At 39.9% G+C, this 17,614-nt stretch carries 20 protein-coding genes; 16 read left to right on the top strand and 4 right to left on the bottom strand.

What is annotated here, in order from left to right; translation table 11 throughout:
- Positions 1 to 10: 10 nt before the first annotated feature.
- Positions 11 to 1,468: a sodium:solute symporter gene (locus HYG79_RS02150; protein WP_179240532.1), complete on the bottom strand. Its 1,458-nt coding sequence runs from the start codon at positions 1,466 to 1,468 to the stop codon at positions 11 to 13.
- Positions 1,469 to 1,636: 168 nt separating this feature from the next.
- On the opposite strand from HYG79_RS02150, the gene HYG79_RS02145 reads away from it, so the two are divergent.
- The 15 genes from HYG79_RS02145 to HYG79_RS02075 all read left to right on the top strand — a co-directional run bounded on the left by HYG79_RS02145 (position 1,637) and on the right by HYG79_RS02075 (position 13,335).
- The gene (locus tag HYG79_RS02145; RefSeq protein WP_179240531.1) at positions 1,637 to 2,428 is read left to right on the top strand and encodes a DUF6503 family protein; all 792 of its coding nucleotides are present in this window, start codon (positions 1,637 to 1,639) and stop codon (positions 2,426 to 2,428) included.
- 61 nt (positions 2,429 to 2,489) lie between these two features.
- Entirely contained in the window at positions 2,490 to 3,110 is a 621-nt protein-coding gene (gene recR / locus HYG79_RS02140) for a recombination mediator RecR (RefSeq protein ID WP_179240530.1), read from the top strand.
- 96 nt (positions 3,111 to 3,206) lie between these two features.
- Positions 3,207 to 4,553, top strand: a complete 1,347-nt coding sequence (locus HYG79_RS02135; RefSeq protein ID WP_179240529.1) for a dihydrolipoamide acetyltransferase family protein — start codon at positions 3,207 to 3,209, stop codon at positions 4,551 to 4,553.
- A 78-nt stretch (positions 4,554 to 4,631) separates the two neighbouring features.
- Positions 4,632 to 5,408, top strand: a complete 777-nt coding sequence (locus tag HYG79_RS02130) for a 3'-5' exonuclease (protein WP_179240528.1) — start codon at positions 4,632 to 4,634, stop codon at positions 5,406 to 5,408.
- 26 nt (positions 5,409 to 5,434) lie between these two features.
- Positions 5,435 to 6,046 (top strand): fumarylacetoacetate hydrolase family protein, encoded by a 612-nt coding sequence (locus tag HYG79_RS02125; RefSeq protein ID WP_179240527.1) that lies wholly within the window; start codon positions 5,435 to 5,437, stop codon positions 6,044 to 6,046.
- Positions 6,047 to 6,388: an Hpt domain-containing protein gene (locus tag HYG79_RS02120; RefSeq protein ID WP_179240526.1), complete on the top strand. Its 342-nt coding sequence runs from the start codon at positions 6,047 to 6,049 to the stop codon at positions 6,386 to 6,388.
- A gap of 30 nt (positions 6,389 to 6,418) precedes the next feature.
- Positions 6,419 to 7,669 carry a competence/damage-inducible protein A gene (locus HYG79_RS02115; protein WP_179240525.1) on the top strand — a complete coding sequence of 417 codons (1,251 nt, stop codon included), beginning with the start codon at positions 6,419 to 6,421 and terminating at the stop codon, positions 7,667 to 7,669.
- Positions 7,670 to 7,741: 72 nt separating this feature from the next.
- Complete coding sequence (rpmB, locus tag HYG79_RS02110) at positions 7,742 to 7,978, top strand: 50S ribosomal protein L28 (RefSeq protein ID WP_179240524.1); 237 nt, start codon at positions 7,742 to 7,744, stop codon at positions 7,976 to 7,978.
- A 21-nt stretch (positions 7,979 to 7,999) separates the two neighbouring features.
- Complete coding sequence (rpmG, locus tag HYG79_RS02105) at positions 8,000 to 8,182, top strand: 50S ribosomal protein L33 (RefSeq protein WP_154194477.1); 183 nt, start codon at positions 8,000 to 8,002, stop codon at positions 8,180 to 8,182.
- 38 nt (positions 8,183 to 8,220) lie between these two features.
- Entirely contained in the window at positions 8,221 to 8,373 is a 153-nt protein-coding gene (locus tag HYG79_RS02100) for a DUF4295 domain-containing protein (RefSeq protein ID WP_179240523.1), read from the top strand.
- Between the two features lie 143 nt (positions 8,374 to 8,516).
- Positions 8,517 to 9,479, top strand: coding sequence for a signal recognition particle-docking protein FtsY (gene ftsY, locus HYG79_RS02095; RefSeq protein WP_179240522.1), 963 nt, complete (start codon positions 8,517 to 8,519; stop codon positions 9,477 to 9,479).
- Between the two features lie 44 nt (positions 9,480 to 9,523).
- Entirely contained in the window at positions 9,524 to 10,336 is an 813-nt protein-coding gene (locus HYG79_RS02090) for a DUF2911 domain-containing protein (protein WP_179240521.1), read from the top strand.
- A 72-nt stretch (positions 10,337 to 10,408) separates the two neighbouring features.
- Positions 10,409 to 12,085 carry an amidase family protein gene (locus HYG79_RS02085; RefSeq protein WP_179240520.1) on the top strand — a complete coding sequence of 559 codons (1,677 nt, stop codon included), beginning with the start codon at positions 10,409 to 10,411 and terminating at the stop codon, positions 12,083 to 12,085.
- Positions 12,086 to 12,140: 55 nt separating this feature from the next.
- Entirely contained in the window at positions 12,141 to 12,908 is a 768-nt protein-coding gene (locus HYG79_RS02080) for a hypothetical protein (protein WP_179240519.1), read from the top strand.
- 4 nt (positions 12,909 to 12,912) lie between these two features.
- Positions 12,913 to 13,335 carry a DUF1801 domain-containing protein gene (locus tag HYG79_RS02075; protein ID WP_179240518.1) on the top strand — a complete coding sequence of 141 codons (423 nt, stop codon included), beginning with the start codon at positions 12,913 to 12,915 and terminating at the stop codon, positions 13,333 to 13,335.
- A gap of 149 nt (positions 13,336 to 13,484) precedes the next feature.
- Here HYG79_RS02075 and HYG79_RS02070 read toward each other — a convergent pair whose 3' ends face one another.
- Positions 13,485 to 14,576 carry a serine hydrolase domain-containing protein gene (locus HYG79_RS02070; protein ID WP_179240517.1) on the bottom strand — a complete coding sequence of 364 codons (1,092 nt, stop codon included), beginning with the start codon at positions 14,574 to 14,576 and terminating at the stop codon, positions 13,485 to 13,487.
- 122 nt (positions 14,577 to 14,698) lie between these two features.
- Between HYG79_RS02070 and rimO the strand changes: the two genes are divergently transcribed.
- Positions 14,699 to 16,000: a 30S ribosomal protein S12 methylthiotransferase RimO gene (gene rimO / locus HYG79_RS02065; RefSeq protein WP_179240516.1), complete on the top strand. Its 1,302-nt coding sequence runs from the start codon at positions 14,699 to 14,701 to the stop codon at positions 15,998 to 16,000.
- A 277-nt stretch (positions 16,001 to 16,277) separates the two neighbouring features.
- On the opposite strand, the gene HYG79_RS02060 is transcribed toward rimO, so the two are convergent.
- Positions 16,278 to 17,045: an anti-sigma factor domain-containing protein gene (locus tag HYG79_RS02060; protein WP_179240515.1), complete on the bottom strand. Its 768-nt coding sequence runs from the start codon at positions 17,043 to 17,045 to the stop codon at positions 16,278 to 16,280.
- Entirely contained in the window at positions 17,038 to 17,601 is a 564-nt protein-coding gene (locus HYG79_RS02055; protein ID WP_179240514.1) for an RNA polymerase sigma factor, read from the bottom strand. The genes HYG79_RS02060 and HYG79_RS02055 overlap by 8 nt, the downstream gene beginning before the upstream one ends.
- Positions 17,602 to 17,614: the final 13 nt, after the last annotated feature.

Genomic DNA, 17,614 nt, shown 5'->3' with positions numbered 1-17,614 from the left:
AATATATAAATTAGTTTTTCTTGATTAAGTACAGGCCTATAAATGTAAGTAAACCGTTTATAGGAAGCAATTCATACCCTACTTCGTAACCACCCAGTATATTTGGGGGTATGCTACCTATTGTAGCGATAATCACAACAGAGGCCAATGCAATTATCCAAACATATTTGTCCTTTACCTTATGCTTGGTGAAAATACCAAAAGCGAACAGCCCCAATAAAGGCCCGTAAGTATATGTGGCAACGGTTAGCAGCCCGTCAATTACATTCCTATCCAAAACATGTTTAAATATAATGATGACAATAATCAGTAAAACACTCATCCCGACATGCGTTTGCTTACGGAGTTTGTTTTGCTGAATTTCAGCTTTCTTTTCAATATTCATAAAATCTACGCAAAAGGAAGTGGTCAGCGAGGTTAGGGCACTATCGGCACTACTGTACGCTGCTGCGATTAGACCCAACATAAAAGTTATGGCAACGATCATTCCCAATCCGCTGTTCAAGGCTATTTCCGGAAAGAGTAGGTCGGCTTTGGGCTCGCCGTCCATCATGGGCATGGTTATATTGAATTTTGCCGCATATATAAACAATAAGGCACCCAGTAAAAGGAAAACAAAATTTACGACTACCAAAACCAAACTAAAGGACACCATATTTTTTTGGGCATCCTTTAAGCTTTTGCAAGTTAGGTTCTTTTGCATCATGTCCTGGTCTAGCCCGGTCATGCAGATTGTTATGAACATGCCGCCGATAAAGGATTTTATAAAATGATTTCGTGAGAAGAAATCATCGGCAAATAGAATTTTGCCATACTCTTTCAATTCTTCTGAAGCAAAAAATTCCCCAAAGCTCCAGTCAAGTTTTTGATTGATAAAGTAGATGGAAAGCCCAACGGACAATAGCATAAACAACGTTTGTAAAGTATCGGTCCAAACAATCGTCTTGATACCGCCCTTGAACGTGTATATCCAAATCAATAGAATAGATAAGGTTACGGTAACTTCGAACGGAACGTTCCATGCTTCAAAAACGAATTGTTGCAGAACAATGGCCACCAAGAACAAACGGAATGCAGCACCCAATACCCTGGATATAAAAAAGAAGAAAGCCCCGGTTTTATAACTGACCGTTCCAAAGCGGTTTTCCAAATACTGATATATGGAAATTACATTCAATCTGTAATAAATGGGCATCAAAACATAGGCGACAACGAAATACCCTACCAAGTAGCCAAAAACCACTTGCATGTAGCTGAATTGGGAGCCTTCAACCCACCCAGGTACCGAAATAAAGGTAACTCCCGACAGGGAAGCCCCTACCATTCCAAAAGCGACCAAATACCATGGGGATTGCTTGCCTCCCTTGAAAAAATCCGTATTGGTATCGTTTTTTCCAGTAAAATAAGAAATCAATAAAAGTACTGCAAAATACCCTCCGATCAATAGGAGTATGTGGGTGGCGGTCATAGATTGTTCATTTATCTATGCAAAGTACAAAAAGTTGAAATAGTATATCCCTTGGGAAAATTGTTGCTCTATATTTGATACCTCAATATCATTTAATTTAAGATATGTGTTATCATTTGCACGCAAAAGCGACTACACCCCAATGAATGATAAAAAACTTTTACAAAAATGATAAAAAATAGAATGGTATTTGTTTTGTTATTATCGATATGGGCATGCAAAACGGAGAACAGAAACGAAGCAAATGCACAAATACGGCAATCTGCCGCTTCATCTGAAGTTGCAGGTCTTACAACAGCGGAAACGATTATAAGTAATGCGATACAGGCCCATGGCGGTACGCTGTACGATACCGCTCATTATAGTTTTACCTTTAGAAAAAAAGAATATACGTTCAACAATGACAATGGTTATGAATATACCCTTGAGGACAATACCGGAGCTGGCACACTAATAGTGGATGAGCTTAAAAATGGGATTTTCACACGACAGATTGATGGAGAAACGGTTGTGCTAAACCAAAAAGATACGGCAAAATATTCCCAGGCATTAAACTCTGTAATTTATTTCGCTATGCTTCCCTATAAATTAATGGATAAAGCGGTTATAAAAAAATATGTAGGCGAAACCTTTATAAAGAATCAAAAATATGATATCGTAGAAGTTACTTTCAAAGAGAATGGTGGTGGAAACGATTTTGACGATGAGTTTCATTATTGGATCAATAAAGAAACGAAAACAATGGATTACTTGGCTTACAACTATCGGGTAAATGAAGGTGGAGTGCGTTTTAGAAGTGCCTACAACAGGCGTAATGTAAATGGTATCATTTTTCAGGATTACATCAATTGGGAAGCCCCAATAAGGACACCCTTACGGGATTTACCATCACTCTATGAAAAAGGCAGTTTGAAAGAACTTTCGAGAATAGAGACCAAAAACGTTTTAAATTTAAAATAATCGGTTCTTAAAAATTTGTATTTCGTTACCCCAAAGTGTATAAAATCGTAATTTTACCGTTATGGAATTTTCTTCTAAGCTTTTAGAGAATGCGGTATATGAAATGTCACAATTGCCGGGAATCGGCAAAAGAACGGCACTGAGGTTGGTATTGCACCTGCTTAAACAGCCCGATCAACAAACAAAGCGCTTGGCAACCGCATTGCAGCGCCTGCGCGAAGAAATAAAGTTCTGTACCAGCTGTCATAATATTTCGGACGTAGCTCTGTGCGAAATCTGTGCCAATCCCAAAAGGGATGAAAGTGTCATTTGCGTGGTAGAGGATATTAGGGATGTTATGGCCATAGAAAATACGGGGCAATTTACAGGATTGTACCATGTACTCGGGGGTAAAATTTCTCCAATGGAGGGTATAGGTCCGCAAGACCTAACCATTGCATCATTGGTATCGAAGGCCAAAAACGGAGCGGTAAAAGAACTCATTTTCGCATTGAGCTCGACCATGGAAGGCGACACTACCAACTTTTATATCTATAAACAGTTGGAAGGACTGGGTATCAGTACATCTACCATTGCCCGAGGAATTTCGGTCGGGGATGAACTGGAGTATGCAGATGAGGTGACTTTAGGAAGGAGTATACTTAACAGGGTTCCCTTTGAAAATTCGATGAAAATGTCTTAGGGTAATATTTTAACAGATGCAATAAATTTAATAATAGCTTCGTTTTTTTATTATTTTTGCAAAAAATATATTCAAAAAAGCACTTAAGATAACAATATGTCAAAGTTTGAATTAAAATTGCCTCAAATGGGAGAGAGTGTTGCCGAAGCAACATTGACAACTTGGTTAAAAGAGGTGGGCGATACTATTGAGATGGATGAAGCGGTTTTTGAAATCGCTACCGACAAAGTGGACTCTGAAGTTCCCAGTGAAGTGGAAGGTGTATTGGTCGAAAAGCTTTTTGATGTTGATGATGTTATTAAGGTAGGGCAGGCCGTTGCCATAATAGAGGTTTCGGGAGAAGGAGAAACCCCTAGAAAAGAAACCGTTGCGGAAACGGTCACGGTCAATGATGGGGATGTTGCTGCGGTTGCCGAGACGGTCACTGTTGCCAAAGAAACTGTGGAAACACCTACGCATGACTACAGCGGTACGGAACGTTTTTATTCCCCGTTAGTGAAAAATATCGCCAAACAGGAGAATATATCCATAGCAGAATTGGATGCCATTAAAGGAACAGGCAAAGAAGGTAGGGTTACCAAAAACGACATTTTGGCTTATGTGGAGAATAGAAATACCTACGATAAGAAGGAAAAATCCAAAGAACAAAAGCATGTTCAAGAAGAAAGTATGGCAAAATCTGAGTCCACGGTTTCCAAACCGCAACAATCGGCGCAGCCAATCGCCACAGGGGCAGGGGATGAGGTTATAGCAATGTCCCGTATGGGTAAGCTTATTGCCAAGCATATGGTAGAGAGCGTTTCCACTTCGGCACACGTTCAAAGTTTCATAGAGGTAGATGTTACCAATATTGTCAATTGGCGCAATAAGCATAAGGTGGTTTTTGAAAAACAAGAAGGCGAAAAACTCACGTTTACTCCCATTTTTATGGAGGCAGTAGCCAAAGCCTTAAAAAAATACCCAATGATGAATATTTCCGTTGACGGGGATACGGTCATCAAAAAGAAAAATATCAATATTGGTATGGCCGCTGCACTCCCCGATGGTAACCTTATTGTTCCAGTAATCAAAAATGCGGATCAGTTGAACTTGGTGGGCATGGCCAAAGTGGTCAACGACTTGGCCAATCGTTCTCGTAACAACCAGTTGAAACCGGACGAAGTCCAAGGCGGCACCTACACGGTTACCAATGTGGGAACTTTTGGCAGTGTATTCGGTACACCTATTATCAACCAGCCACAAGTAGGTATTTTGGCTTTGGGGGCCATTCGTAAAATTCCATCTGTAATTGAAACCGCAGAAGGCGATTTTATAGGTATACGCAGTAAAATGTACTTGTCACATAGTTATGACCACAGGGTCGTAAACGGTGCTTTGGGCAGTATGTTCACAAAGGCCATAGCCGATTACTTAGAGGCTTGGGATGTAGATAGGGAAATTTAACGGCAAGTTTTTTAATATACCTTGCGTATAATTTCCTCAAAACCATCTAAAACCTATCTTTGCTGAAACCTAACGAATATGGAACTTCAGCTTACCAAACCCATATGTTTTTTTGATCTTGAGACCACAGGCATCAATGTGGCCAAAGACCGCATTGTGGAAATAGCCATTTTAAAGATTTTTCCCAATGGGAACAAAGAAAGCAAGACATGGTTGGTAAATCCCGAAATGTCAATACCGGATGAAGTGGTTGCCGTACATGGTATCTCCAATGAAAAAGTAGCGAACGAGCCTACTTTTAAAGAGCTCTCCAAAGAAATATATCAAATGATAAAGGACAGTGATTTGGGCGGCTTCAATTCCAATCGCTTCGATATTCCCTTATTGGCCGAAGAAATGCTGCGTGCCGAGGTAGATTTTGATATGAAAAGTATGAATTCGGTAGATGTGCAGACGATTTTTCATAAAATGGAAAAAAGAACTTTGGGTGCGGCCTATAAATTCTATTGCGGCAAGGAACTCACTGATGCCCACAGTGCAGAGGCCGATACCAAAGCCACCTATGAGGTGCTGCTTTCCCAACTGGACCGTTACCCCGAATTGGATAATAACATTAAAAAGCTGGCGGAATTTTCGGCCCATAAACGTTTTGCGGATTTTGCCGGTTTCATTATGTATGACGAGGATGATGAGGAGGCCTTTTCTTTTGGCAAGCATAAAGGCAAAAAAGTACATGATGTCCTGGAAAAAGAGCCCGGTTATTTCGGGTGGATGTTAAATGCCGATTTTCCGTTGTACACAAAAAAAGTGCTCACGCAAATCAAATTAAGTAAATTGAACACCAAATTGGGCTAGTGCCGAATTTAGAAACAAATCTATCAATGAAGATTATTTGTATCGGTAGAAATTATACAGATCATATTCAGGAGCTGGAAAATGAAAGGCCAAACGAACCCGTTGTTTTCATAAAGCCAGACTCTGCGGTACTTCCGAAAGAACAGGATTTTTATATTCCGGAGTTTTCCAATCATATACATTATGAGGTTGAGGTATTGGTGAAAATCAAAAAAGTGGGAAAACATATTGATGAACAATTCGCGCACAAGTATTATGATGAAATTGGGTTGGGCATAGATTTTACGGCAAGAGACCTACAGGCAAAGCTTAAAGAAAAGGGATTGCCATGGGAAAAGGCAAAAGGTTTTGATGGTGCCGCGGTCATTGGCAATTGGCTTCCCAAGACCAATTTTAAAGATATAAATGATATTGATTTTTCACTTTCAAAGAATGAAGAAGAGGTTCAAAAGGGAAATACCGCTTTAATGCTCTGGAAGATAGATGAACTCATCGCCTATGTATCAACTTTTTTTATGTTGAAAAAAGGGGATGTTATTTTTACGGGCACGCCCGCCGGTGTTGGCAAAGTACAAACAAATGATTATCTTTCGGGTACACTGGAGGGTAGAGAGCTATTCTCCCTTAAAGTAAAATAAATGATATATAGTCTTGATAAGATAAACGAAATGGCAGAGGGTGATCAAGATTTCATCAACTCTGTCGTATCGGTTTTTTTGGAGGAAGTACCCCAAGATCTGGAAGCGTTGGAAATTGCCATCAAGCAAAAAGATTTTTCCAACATTTATCAATTGGCCCATAAAATAAAGCCCAATGTTGACTTATTGGGTATGGAGCAGACAAGGGCCACCGCTCTTGAAATCGAAACTTTAGGCAAGAGTAAGGCTACCATATCGGAAATAACAGAAAAATTCCCGCTGCTAAAAAAAGATATACACCAAGTGATATCGGAGTTAAAAAAAGACTTTCCCGTTTCGTAAGTCACACATTACTTTTTAATACATCATTTTATGTTTGCAGAAATCATCACGATCGGCGATGAAATACTTATTGGGCAAATTGTGGATACCAATTCGGCTTTTATCTCAAAAGAGCTCAATAAAATCGGTATATCGGTCTATCAAATAACATCTGTACAGGATGATGAAGCCCATATTTTGAATGCTTTACGTGATGCTGAATCAAGGGCTGACATTATACTCCTTACCGGTGGCCTAGGCCCCACAAAGGATGATATTACCAAGCATACGCTTTGCAAATATTTTGATGACGTTTTAATACAGGATAAAAAAGTACTTAAGCACGTAGAGGAGCTTTTTGAAAAGTACATAACAACAAGCACTATCTCCGAAAATAATAGGAAACAGGCGTTGGTTCCTTCAAAATCGGTCGTATTGCACAATGCTTATGGTACCGCACCGGGTATGTGGATAAAAAAGAACAATAAGGCTTTCGTATCGCTGCCGGGCGTTCCCTTTGAGATGAAAAACCTGATTGCCAATGCCGTTTTACCAAAGATAATTTCCGAATTCAAAAGACCATATATTGTACACAAGACCATAATGACGTATGGTTTGGGAGAAAGTGCCATTGCCGAAAAAATCGCCGATTGGGAAGATAATCTGCCTACGTTCATTAAATTGGCATATTTACCCAGTTTGGGAAGGGTACGTTTACGATTAACGGGCAAGGGAACGAACAAAGACCAAATTATCAAAGGTATACAGGCCGAGGCACAAAAGCTGTACCCGCTGATCGGGGACATCATCTATGGGGAAGAAGAGGATGAAACGCTCGAGTTCGTAATAGGTAAGCTACTTGCTGAGCGAAAAATGACCGTGGCAACGGCCGAAAGCTTTACGGGAGGCAAAATAGCGCAGCAGATTACGTCGGTACCTGGGGCATCAGCGTATTTTAAGGGTAGCGTGGTAAGTTATGCTACCGAAACCAAGATACATCTTCTCAAAATACCTGAACAATTGGTAAAACAACATTCTGTAGTAAGCGAAGCCGTCGCCAAAAGCATGGCAGAAAACGCAAAAGAATTGCTCAAAACCGATTTTGCCATAGCTACAACGGGTAATGCCGGGCCTTCAAAAGGAGATTCAGATGCCGATGTAGGAACGGTCTACATAGGTATCGCAACGCCTAAAGGAGTATTCGCCGAAAAATATATTATGGGCAACCATCGGGAGAGAATCGTTCAAAAGTCGGTAAACAAGGCTTTTGAAATGCTGCAAAAAGAAATTTTAAAATTCTAAAAAAGAATTTTGCCTATCCATAAAAATGATATAAATTTGCACCCTGTTTAAAATCACACAAAACGTAAGAAGATGTCAAAAGTTTGTGAGCTTACCGGAAAGAGAGCAATGTTTGGAAACAACGTTTCTTTCTCTATCAATAAAACAAGAAGAAGATTTGATGTAAATCTTTCCAAAAAGCGTTTTTATATCCCTGAAGAGGACAAGTGGATTACTTTGAAAGTATCTGCTAGAGCATTAAAAAGTATCAACAAAAAAGGCATCTCTGCTGTTTTGAAAGAGGCAAGAGCAAAAGGATTGGTAAAGTAATCCTGAAAATTTAGAAATACGATGGCAAAGAAAGGAAACAGAGTTCAGGTAATCTTGGAATGCACGGAGCATAAAGAGTCCGGGCAGCCAGGAACTTCAAGGTACATCACTACCAAGAACAAGAAAAATACTCCGGATAGGATGGAGTTGAAGAAATTCAACCCTATCTTAAAGAGAATGACCGTACACAAAGAAATTAAATAAGTTTCCACCTTTACGGAAGCGACAATAAATTATAAGTCATGGCAAAGAAGACCGTTGCAAGTTTACAAACAAGTTCAAAAAGATTGACAAAGGCCATTAAAATGGTAAAGTCACCCAAAAGTGGTGCGTATACCTTTGTTGAATCGGTTATGGCACCCGAAGCGGTAAATGAGTGGTTGTCCAAAAAATAGGTACAGCTCCCAAACAATATAGTAAAGCTACTTTCATTGAAAGTAGCTTTTTTCGTTTATGCAACTTGTACCATTACAATACTTTCAAACATTGAGTTTTATTGTGTGCATTCGCTATCTTTGAGAAATCCTTTTAACAAAAGATGAGTTTATTTAAAAAAATATTTTCCTCACAGAAAAAAGAAACCTTGGACAAAGGTTTGGAAAAGAGTAAAACCACTTTTTTTTCCAAGTTGAGCAAGGCGGTGGCCGGCAAATCCAAAGTGGATGACGATGTTTTGGATAATTTGGAAGAAGTATTGGTAACCTCCGATGTTGGTGTCAACACTACCTTAAAGATTATTGATAGGATAGAGGCTCGCGTATCCAAAGACAAATACATGGGTACGGATGAGCTGAACACTATCCTCCGTGAAGAAATTGCAGGGTTGCTTTCCGAGACCCATGTGGGTGAAGAGGTCGAATTTGCTATCCCAAATGATAAAAAACCCTACGTAATCATGGTTGTTGGGGTCAATGGCGTAGGTAAGACCACTACCATCGGTAAATTGGCGTATCAGTTCAAAAAACAGGGGTTAAAAGTAGTATTGGGTGCAGCCGATACGTTCAGGGCAGCTGCTATAGATCAGTTGCAGGTTTGGGCAGATAGAGTTGATGTTCCCATCATAAAACAGAACATGGGAAGTGACCCGGCCTCCGTGGCTTTTGACACCTTGAGTTCTGCCGTAAAGCAAGATGCGGATATAGTGATTATTGACACCGCCGGGCGATTGCATAACAAAGTCAATTTAATGAACGAGTTGACCAAGGTAAAACGGGTTATGCAAAAAGTAGTTGATGATACGCCACACGAGGTACTTTTGGTATTGGATGGCTCTACCGGTCAAAATGCCTTTGAACAGGCCAAGGAGTTTACGAAGGCCACCGAAGTAACCTCTTTAGCAGTCACCAAATTGGATGGTACTGCCAAAGGTGGTGTAGTAATCGGTATATCGGACCAATTTCAGATTCCTGTAAAATATATAGGTGTAGGGGAAGGTATTGAGGACTTACAGGTTTTCAATAAATATGAGTTTGTGGATTCTTTTTTTAATATTTCCGGTTGAAAAGATATTTGACCATACTTTTTGTTCTAAACGCGGTCATTTGCATGGCCCAAATAAAATATCCAAAAGCTAGTCCATATTCCAGTATTGTACAAGAAGTAGGACTCACTAAAATTGAGGTAGTATATTCCAGACCTGCCGTTCGCGGTCGAAAAATTTTTGGGGAACTGGTGCCCCATGGTCGTATTTGGCGTGTTGGTGCGAATGCATCTACAAAGATAACGATTTCCGACACCATCACGGTTTCAGGGAATCAGTTGCCTGCTGGCACATATGCATTATATGCCTTTCCCGAAGAAAAAGAGTGGGAGATAGCGTTTCATACCAATATTTCCCATTGGGGCGATGGTAGAACAAAATATAATCCCAATGAAGATGTATTTCGTTTAAAGGTTGTACCGGAGAAAACCATCCATTTTCAAGAAAATTTTCTTATCACTTTTGACAATATCTCCCATGATACCGCTGATATGATTTGGCTTTGGGCAAATACCAAAGTCACGATTCCTGTAATTGTAGATACCAAACGTATGATGGAGGCTGAAATTGAAAAACAACTACAAGTAAATCCAACGGCTCAAACGTACTATGAGGCTGCTCGCTATTATGTAGAACAAGGAGCCAAGCATAAACTGGCGCTACAATATTTGAACAAGGCCATTGCGTTGGGCGGCGACACCTATTATTTTCATAGGGTCAAGTCATTGGCCGAAGCGGCGTTAGGGTATCACGAAACGGCCATTGTTTCCGCAGAAAAGTCGTTACAGCTCGCCAATAAGGAGGGTAAGGACGAATTTGTTCGACTGAACCAGAAAAATATCGATGTCTGGACAAGGAAATTGAAAACTAGAAATTAAGGAGTAAAATAGGAGAACGGGTACGTATTACACGTTCCTGAATATTATAATGAATCACCAAAATTTGAACATGTGAAAAAGCTTATCGGATTGATTGTTTTAATTGTTTTGGCCTCTTGTAAAAATAACAAGCAGCCACAGGAAAAAGAGGTCGTTTTATGGGAGCCTTACAACGATTCTTTAGAAGTGGCTTCCAATGCGGACCATGAAATACGTAGAATGCAATATAAGCTCATACAGTCTAGAGTATTGGACAAGAACGAAATTTTTCTTCCACTTTACGAAGAGGTTTCGAAAATGACCGAAACCGATTATGAAGCCTTAAAACCTCTAATATTCGATAAAACTATTTTTGATTTAAGACAGGCTATTGAGAAAAACAAACTTACTTATGAGCAGTTAACGTTATTTTACCTGTATCGCATTTATACATATGAGTTGGACAATGCTACAACTTTGAATACTATCATCGCCCTAAATGGGGATGTCGTAAACCAAGCACGGCAATTGGACAAATTAAAAGCCGAAGGTAATGCCCCCAGTTTTCATCATCCTATTTATGGTATGCCCATTTTGTTGAAGGATAACATTAATACAAAAGGCATGAAGACTACGGCAGGTTCTATCGCTTTGAAAGACAATGAGGTCGAAGATGCCTTTATTGTTCAAAAGTTGAAAGAAAACGGTGCGTTGATATTAGGTAAGGTAAACCTCAGTGAATGGGCCTACTTTTTATGTAGTGGTTGTCCTGTGGGGTATAGTGCATATGGTGGGCAAACGCTCAATCCATATGGGAGAAGGGTTTTTGAGACAGGGGGTTCCAGTTCGGGCAGTGGCACGGCGATGGCGGCCGAGTATGCCGTTGCCGCTGTAGGTACGGAGACCTCGGGCTCTATTTTGTCGCCCAGCAGCCAAAATTCTGTCGTAGGCCTAAAACCGACCATTGGTTTATTGAGCCGTTCGGGTATTGTACCTATTTCCAGCACCTTGGATACACCGGGACCGATGACCAAAAATGTAACGGACAATGCAATTCTTTTATCCGCTATGGCGGGGCATGACTCTACCGATATGGCATCGATTACGGAACAGTTTCCAGGAATTATATCCGCAGGCCTACATCCGGAGCCTTTCAAAAATATGCGTTTGGGTGCATTCAAGAATTTGATGGAGAGCGACTCAATATATAGATCAACCATAGAAAAGTTGAGGGAGTCAGGCGCTACTATTATAGAATTTACACCACCAGAGGTAAAAATGGACGGGTTTTTGAGTATTCTGAATATTGATATGAAAAATGATCTGCCGGTTTATCTAAAAACACACACAAGCCCAGAAAACGTAAAGATACAGTCCATCGCAGATGCTGTGGCTTTCAATGCTGCGGACTCTTTAACCCGAATACCCTATGGGCAAGCTTTGTTCGAGGGCATTTTGACCGATTCTACCACTACCGAAGGTCTGGAGGAAATTAAGGCAACCTTGGAGAATAACGGACGAACCTTTTTTGATACGGCTATGGATGAACATGGTTTAAACGCCATCCTTTCAATAAATAATTATCATGCGGGCTACGCTGCTGTGGCCAAATACCCTGCACTAACCGTTCCCATGGGGTATAAAACCACAGGGGAACCCATTAGCCTTACGTTTATTGGAAAACAATTTACGGAAGCAGACTTACTGCGAATGGGAAGGGCCTATGAAAAAGCACTTCAAAATAGGAGAAGGCCAAAAGGATATGAATGATTGAAGTTATTCTAAGAGTATACATATTAAAGTTTTTTTAATCAAATAGCGAGTAATGCAAAAGATTTTGATTGTTTACATGGTTTTCTTCAATTTATTTATGGTTTATACTCAAACTACGGATTTGGCGCAACAATGGAAGGATTCTGTCTTGTCGACAGAATATTTTGACATAGTAGAGAACAAGGAAATTGCCCATTTGGATTTTAGTGAATTCGTTTCAACTACAACAAACAAAAATAATACGGCTCTATCTGCTTATACAGGTGTTTTTGGACCCAATTATAGAAGAATTGATTTTCGTTTGACTGCCATCAAAAAAGAAAATATACTTAACGAATATATTGTGGAGGGGAAGAGCAAATTAGGGAACAATATTAGGCCGATAAAAGGAAAGATGACTTTGAATACTGTATTAATGAACAAAAACTTGTTCGGTATGTCGGTGCCCGTTTATGTTTGTTTATTCGACTATGAGTTTTTGGAACCCGGTGATAAGGCCGGTGATGGTAAATTTGAAGGGATTTTTACCGCTATTTTTTATAATGATAAGGGTAAAATCAAATCGTTTCATTCGGAGTCTGGCGATTTTTCGGAATACCGTAATGTATTTGTCGGACAATGGAAACGCTATGATTCCGATACGATAAGGAATTGTATTTTTTCGTTTTACCCTGCGGGCATGTTCAATAGTTTGCCTTACTGTAATGAGCTATATTCGTATGAAGACGGCTTTACCGATTTCACTTATATAAAGGAAAAATATCGGGATTTTGGTTGGCAGGATTATAATGAAGAGTCTAATCATAAATTTAGTTGGTAAGCTTATGCAACTCATAAGCAACCCAAAGGTCAAGGCGGTTTTTGATAACTATCCCAAAATTGTACAAAAACAATTACTGGCATTAAGAGAGCTGGTTCTGGAAACAGCCACTGAAATAGAGGGTATTAAAAAACTAGAAGAAACCCTTAAATGGGGCGAACCAAGCTATCTCGCAAAACATGGTAGTACCATACGTATGGATTGGAAAGCAAAAACCCCAGAACAATTTGCCATATACTTTAAATGTACGTCTAAGCTGGTGCCGACTTTCAAAACTGTCTACGCAAATGTCTTCACGTTCGAGGGCAATAGGACCATTGTTTTTAATGTGAAAGATAAAAAAATTCCCAAACAGGAACTTAAACACTGTATAGCGATGGCGTTGCAATACCATAAAATTAAACACTTGCCGCTCCTGGGAGCGTAGGCATAGTTGTCTTTAATGTTTTGCAATAACGAAGTTTACCCATTCTATGTAGGTGGGCTTTTCACTCCATTTAATTTAAAAATGCAACTGTGCCAAGAATGAATTTTCTTCGCATTATACGATCATACATATGTAAAACATGTAAGAACTTAGTTCATGAGCGTATTTAGATATCCCCAAAGCTCATTATCAAAGCTGGAAGGTCCCAAGGCTGTCTCTCCGGTATCTTCTCCCATACGCACTACCACTAAATTCACACTTGGAACTACATATAACTTTTGGTCGTTTTTTCCCAGACCGGCATAAAGGTCATCAGGAGCATTTGGTATCAGTTCCTCATTAAATACTATTTGTAAACTGGGGACCATGGCACTTTCTTTGCCGTTTAACCACCATAAATAACCGTAAGATTTGTTCAAATCTTGTGATGTGTTTTTCATTTGGGTCAAAAAATCGGTATCGCCCAGAATAACAGTATTCTTCCAAGTCCCGTTATTTAAATTCAATAAACCGAACCGGGCCATACTACGTGCCGTGCTCCAATAGGTATTGTTGTCGGCATTGGGAATCCACCTGCCGTCCATACCAATTTTATTCTTTAACGTATTGGTAAAATAATTTTCAAACGAAGTTTGTGTTGCGTTGGCGACCACATCTTGAATTAAGGTGTAGGGTGCGTTATGATAGCTCCATCGAGTGCCTGCATCGGCCAAATAGGTAAGGCAATCGGGCATTGTACAATCCCAAGTGGTTTCATCCAAACCCGAGGTCATGGTCAGTTGATGCCAAACGGTAATCAATTCCTCCTTTTCTTGTGGGGCGTTCGTCCAACCTTGTCCTAAATAATCGGAACTTTTGGCATCTAGCTCCAAAAAGCCGTTTTCGCTCGCAATACCGGTAATGAAAGCCGTTAGTGTTTTCCCAGCCGAGGCCCAGTACCAAGGGCTGTCCTTTGTGAAATCATCAAAATATCGCTCTATGACTATTTTACCATCTTTAAGGATTATAAAGGCTTTGGTATCATTTTCTTCCAAAAAATTATACAAGGGTTCTTCGGTATTTGAGTTCCAACCTATCGTTTGCAAGGAAGCCGTTTCCCAAGTATCCGAACCTATGGGTGGAAAATATAGTGTGGCCACAGTTGTAGGATTGACTGAATCATCGGTAGTATCTGAACTCTTGGAACAACTCAAAAATAGAAATCCAAGACCAATGTAAAGTAATATATACTGATTTTTCATAATAACGTTTTTTATATATGACGATATACGTGAACAAAGGTTTAACGTAAAAATCAAAGAAATCGTCTGAAATAGAATGTGTTCGGCCTTCAAATTGTATTTTTGCATCCGATTTTGATGCTATGAGAACAAAAACACTTAAAAAGAATAAAATCAATGTGGTTACCTTGGGGTGTAGCAAAAATGTTTATGATTCCGAGGTACTCATGGGGCAATTGAGCGCCAATAAAAAGGATGTTGTACATGAAGGGGAAGGTAACGTTGTTGTCATCAATACCTGTGGGTTCATAGCCAATGCCAAAGAGGAGAGCGTCAATACCATTTTGGAATATGTACAGAAAAAAGAAGCTGGCGAGGTTGATAAGGTTTTTGTTACGGGATGTTTGAGCGAACGCTATAAACCAGACCTGCAAAAAGAAATTCCCGATGTGGATGAATATTTTGGTACAAGTGAGTTGCCAAACCTACTTAAAGCCTTGGGCGCAGACTATAAGCATGAGTTGATTGGGGAGCGTTTGACGACGACACCCAAAAACTATGCATATTTGAAGATAGCTGAAGGATGTGACCGACCTTGTTCGTTTTGTGCAATCCCTTTGATGCGGGGCAAGCACAAAAGCAAGCCTATTGAAGAATTGGTGACCGAGGCCCAAAAACTGGCTGCCAAAGGCGTAAAAGAACTTATCCTTATTGCTCAGGATTTAACCTATTATGGATTAGATCTGTACAAAAAAAGAAATTTGGCCGAGCTTCTTAAACATCTGGTCAAAGTCGAAGGCATCGAGTGGATACGTTTGCACTATGCTTTTCCTACTGGTTTTCCTATGGATGTGCTTGACGTGATGAAAAACGAACCTAAAATCTGTAATTATCTGGACATACCGTTACAACATATATCCGATAGTATATTGAAAAGCATGCGCCGCGGAACAACGCAGGCCAAGACTACGAAATTGCTTCAGGATTTTAGGGACGCCGTTCCCGGAATGACCATACGAACCACTTTGATAGTGGGGTATCCAGGTGAGACCCAACAAGATTTTGAAACGCTACGCAACTGGGTCGAGGAAATGCGTTTTGAGCGTTTGGGGTGTTTCACCTACAGCCACGAGGAAAATACACATGCTTATACCCTGCATGACGACGTGCCAGAAGACATAAAGCAGCAGCGGGCCAACGAAATCATGGAAATTCAATCCCAGATTTCATGGGAATTGAACCAACAGAAAATTGGTAAGACCTTTAAATGTATCATTGACAGAAAAGAAGGAAATTATTTTGTGGGCAGGACCGAATTTGACTCGCCTGATGTTGACAATGAAGTTTTAATAGATGCTGCAAAGCATTATGTAAAGCAAGGCGAGTTCATAGACATAAAAATTACCGAAGCTGCCGATTTTGATTTATACGGTGAACCTGTTTAAAGATGTACATTATAATTACTCCAACTGTTGGCTGCAATAATTTAATTTGGTCATAAGGCAATCTATTTGAAAATATATTGGGTTTTTTGGGTACGGCTTGTGGAAATTTTATGCTGCTAAGAACATCTACCCAGTTCTATGTTACCTTCTTTGGTATTTTTGGTATCGCTCTCTATAAAATTGGTCAATGTCGTCACACAACATTCCTTCTACCCCTAAGCGAAGTTGAGCGGTGAAAAATTTAGGCCAGAAGCCTCGTTACCGATTTATATCCTCGTTAAAGTATGATATTGGAAACCAAATTCTCTACAGTAGCATGGTCATTACCGCCGGCAGGCTCAATGGTAATATTTAAAGATTCCGCCTTATCGATATAACGCAAGGTAACCAGTTCTTTATCCGTAGGGACAATGCCCATGTTTATCATTTCCCCGTCAACATCGGCCCACATTTGATATGTTTTGTCACTTTCGAGTTTTGGTAGACCTTGCGGATTTAAGACAACTTCTTTGGTCGTGTGGTTTACATAGGCGACCGCCCTGCTTTGATCCCCTTTCAATAGCAAGGGAATCACATTAGGGTTGTTGATGACGTTATATTTATTTTGGGTGCTTTTGTAATCTTTCTCGATTAACGCCAAACGGTCTTGAAGATTTAAAGTTTCTTTTTGTAATACCTGCAAATTCTGCTCTGTATCCTGCCATTTTGTGTAAAACCAAAAAGAGCTTAAGCCAAAAAGGGCCGCTAAACTTGCTGCTACGGCCAATCTAGCTGTGAGCACTTTCTTTTTTGTGGTAGGTTTGGATTGAGGCGCGTTGGGGTTTGGGCCTAGTGTATTTTTTAAAGCGATTTTTATTGTTGAAGGCGGCTCTATAGCGTTTTCAAAGGCCATACGCTCAAAATTATCTTCAAGGGCTCTGTATAATTGGGCAAGTTCGGTATCGTTTTCTATGGCGTTTTCAACCATAGAGTGTTGCTCTATTGAGAGTTCTCCCAATAGGTACAGCTGCAATAGCCCCTCTTCTATGATTTTATTTTTATCCATATGCAATTGTTCTACCAACAATCAATAGCAATATTAATGCCGTGGGATAGTTCTCCCTTAATTTTATCAATGCCTGCCGCACGTAAGATTTAAACGTTCCCAGGGGAATTCCCATTTCTTCATGGGCTTCCCTGTGCGTATAACCTTCAAAATAGACTAGTTCAATAGCTTTTTGGTGATGGGGTTCTAAACGTTTTAGCATTCCGTTCAATTCGGGATACTCTTCTTTGATTGCTTCGGTTTGGTTTTTTGTATATACACTTAAATCTTCGGTTTGGATGAATGGCGACGGATTTCTTAGAGAATTTAATGCCGTATTTTTTGCGATGCGGTAGGCCCAGGTATAAAATTTTCCCTTTTCGGGGTTATAGAGATGTATTTTTTGCCAAATTTTCAAAAAAGTATCCTGTAAAACATCTTGAGCCAAATCTTCCCGTTTGCACATTCGGAGGATTACGCCATAAATAGCACCTGAGTATCGGTCATATATAGCATATAGGGCATTTTTATCTCCGCTTTGGAGATTTTGTATCAAAAGCGTATCCGTAGTTTCCATTTCCATCCTTATG

It is taken from the genome of Costertonia aggregata (genome assembly GCF_013402795.1).
Lineage (GTDB): Bacteria > Bacteroidota > Bacteroidia > Flavobacteriales > Flavobacteriaceae > Costertonia > Costertonia aggregata.
The sequence above is the reverse complement of the archived record's forward strand: the minus strand, read 5'-3'. Positions and strand labels throughout refer to the sequence as shown.

Coding starts and splice junctions, on each gene's coding strand:
- HYG79_RS02150 (WP_179240532.1), bottom strand. CDS start 1,468: ATGACCGCCACCCACATACTCCTATTGATCGGAGGGTATTTTGCAGTA.
- HYG79_RS02145 (WP_179240531.1), top strand. CDS start 1,637: ATGATAAAAAATAGAATGGTATTTGTTTTGTTATTATCGATATGGGCA.
- recR (WP_179240530.1), top strand. CDS start 2,490: ATGGAATTTTCTTCTAAGCTTTTAGAGAATGCGGTATATGAAATGTCA.
- HYG79_RS02135 (WP_179240529.1), top strand. CDS start 3,207: ATGTCAAAGTTTGAATTAAAATTGCCTCAAATGGGAGAGAGTGTTGCC.
- HYG79_RS02130 (WP_179240528.1), top strand. CDS start 4,632: ATGGAACTTCAGCTTACCAAACCCATATGTTTTTTTGATCTTGAGACC.
- HYG79_RS02125 (WP_179240527.1), top strand. CDS start 5,435: ATGAAGATTATTTGTATCGGTAGAAATTATACAGATCATATTCAGGAG.
- HYG79_RS02120 (WP_179240526.1), top strand. CDS start 6,047: ATGATATATAGTCTTGATAAGATAAACGAAATGGCAGAGGGTGATCAA.
- HYG79_RS02115 (WP_179240525.1), top strand. CDS start 6,419: ATGTTTGCAGAAATCATCACGATCGGCGATGAAATACTTATTGGGCAA.
- rpmB (WP_179240524.1), top strand. CDS start 7,742: ATGTCAAAAGTTTGTGAGCTTACCGGAAAGAGAGCAATGTTTGGAAAC.
- rpmG (WP_154194477.1), top strand. CDS start 8,000: ATGGCAAAGAAAGGAAACAGAGTTCAGGTAATCTTGGAATGCACGGAG.
- HYG79_RS02100 (WP_179240523.1), top strand. CDS start 8,221: ATGGCAAAGAAGACCGTTGCAAGTTTACAAACAAGTTCAAAAAGATTG.
- ftsY (WP_179240522.1), top strand. CDS start 8,517: ATGAGTTTATTTAAAAAAATATTTTCCTCACAGAAAAAAGAAACCTTG.
- HYG79_RS02090 (WP_179240521.1), top strand. CDS start 9,524: ATGGCCCAAATAAAATATCCAAAAGCTAGTCCATATTCCAGTATTGTA.
- HYG79_RS02080 (WP_179240519.1), top strand. CDS start 12,141: ATGCAAAAGATTTTGATTGTTTACATGGTTTTCTTCAATTTATTTATG.
- HYG79_RS02075 (WP_179240518.1), top strand. CDS start 12,913: ATGCAACTCATAAGCAACCCAAAGGTCAAGGCGGTTTTTGATAACTAT.
- HYG79_RS02070 (WP_179240517.1), bottom strand. CDS start 14,576: ATGAAAAATCAGTATATATTACTTTACATTGGTCTTGGATTTCTATTT.
- rimO (WP_179240516.1), top strand. CDS start 14,699: ATGAGAACAAAAACACTTAAAAAGAATAAAATCAATGTGGTTACCTTG.
- HYG79_RS02060 (WP_179240515.1), bottom strand. CDS start 17,045: ATGGATAAAAATAAAATCATAGAAGAGGGGCTATTGCAGCTGTACCTA.
- HYG79_RS02055 (WP_179240514.1), bottom strand. CDS start 17,601: ATGGAAACTACGGATACGCTTTTGATACAAAATCTCCAAAGCGGAGAT.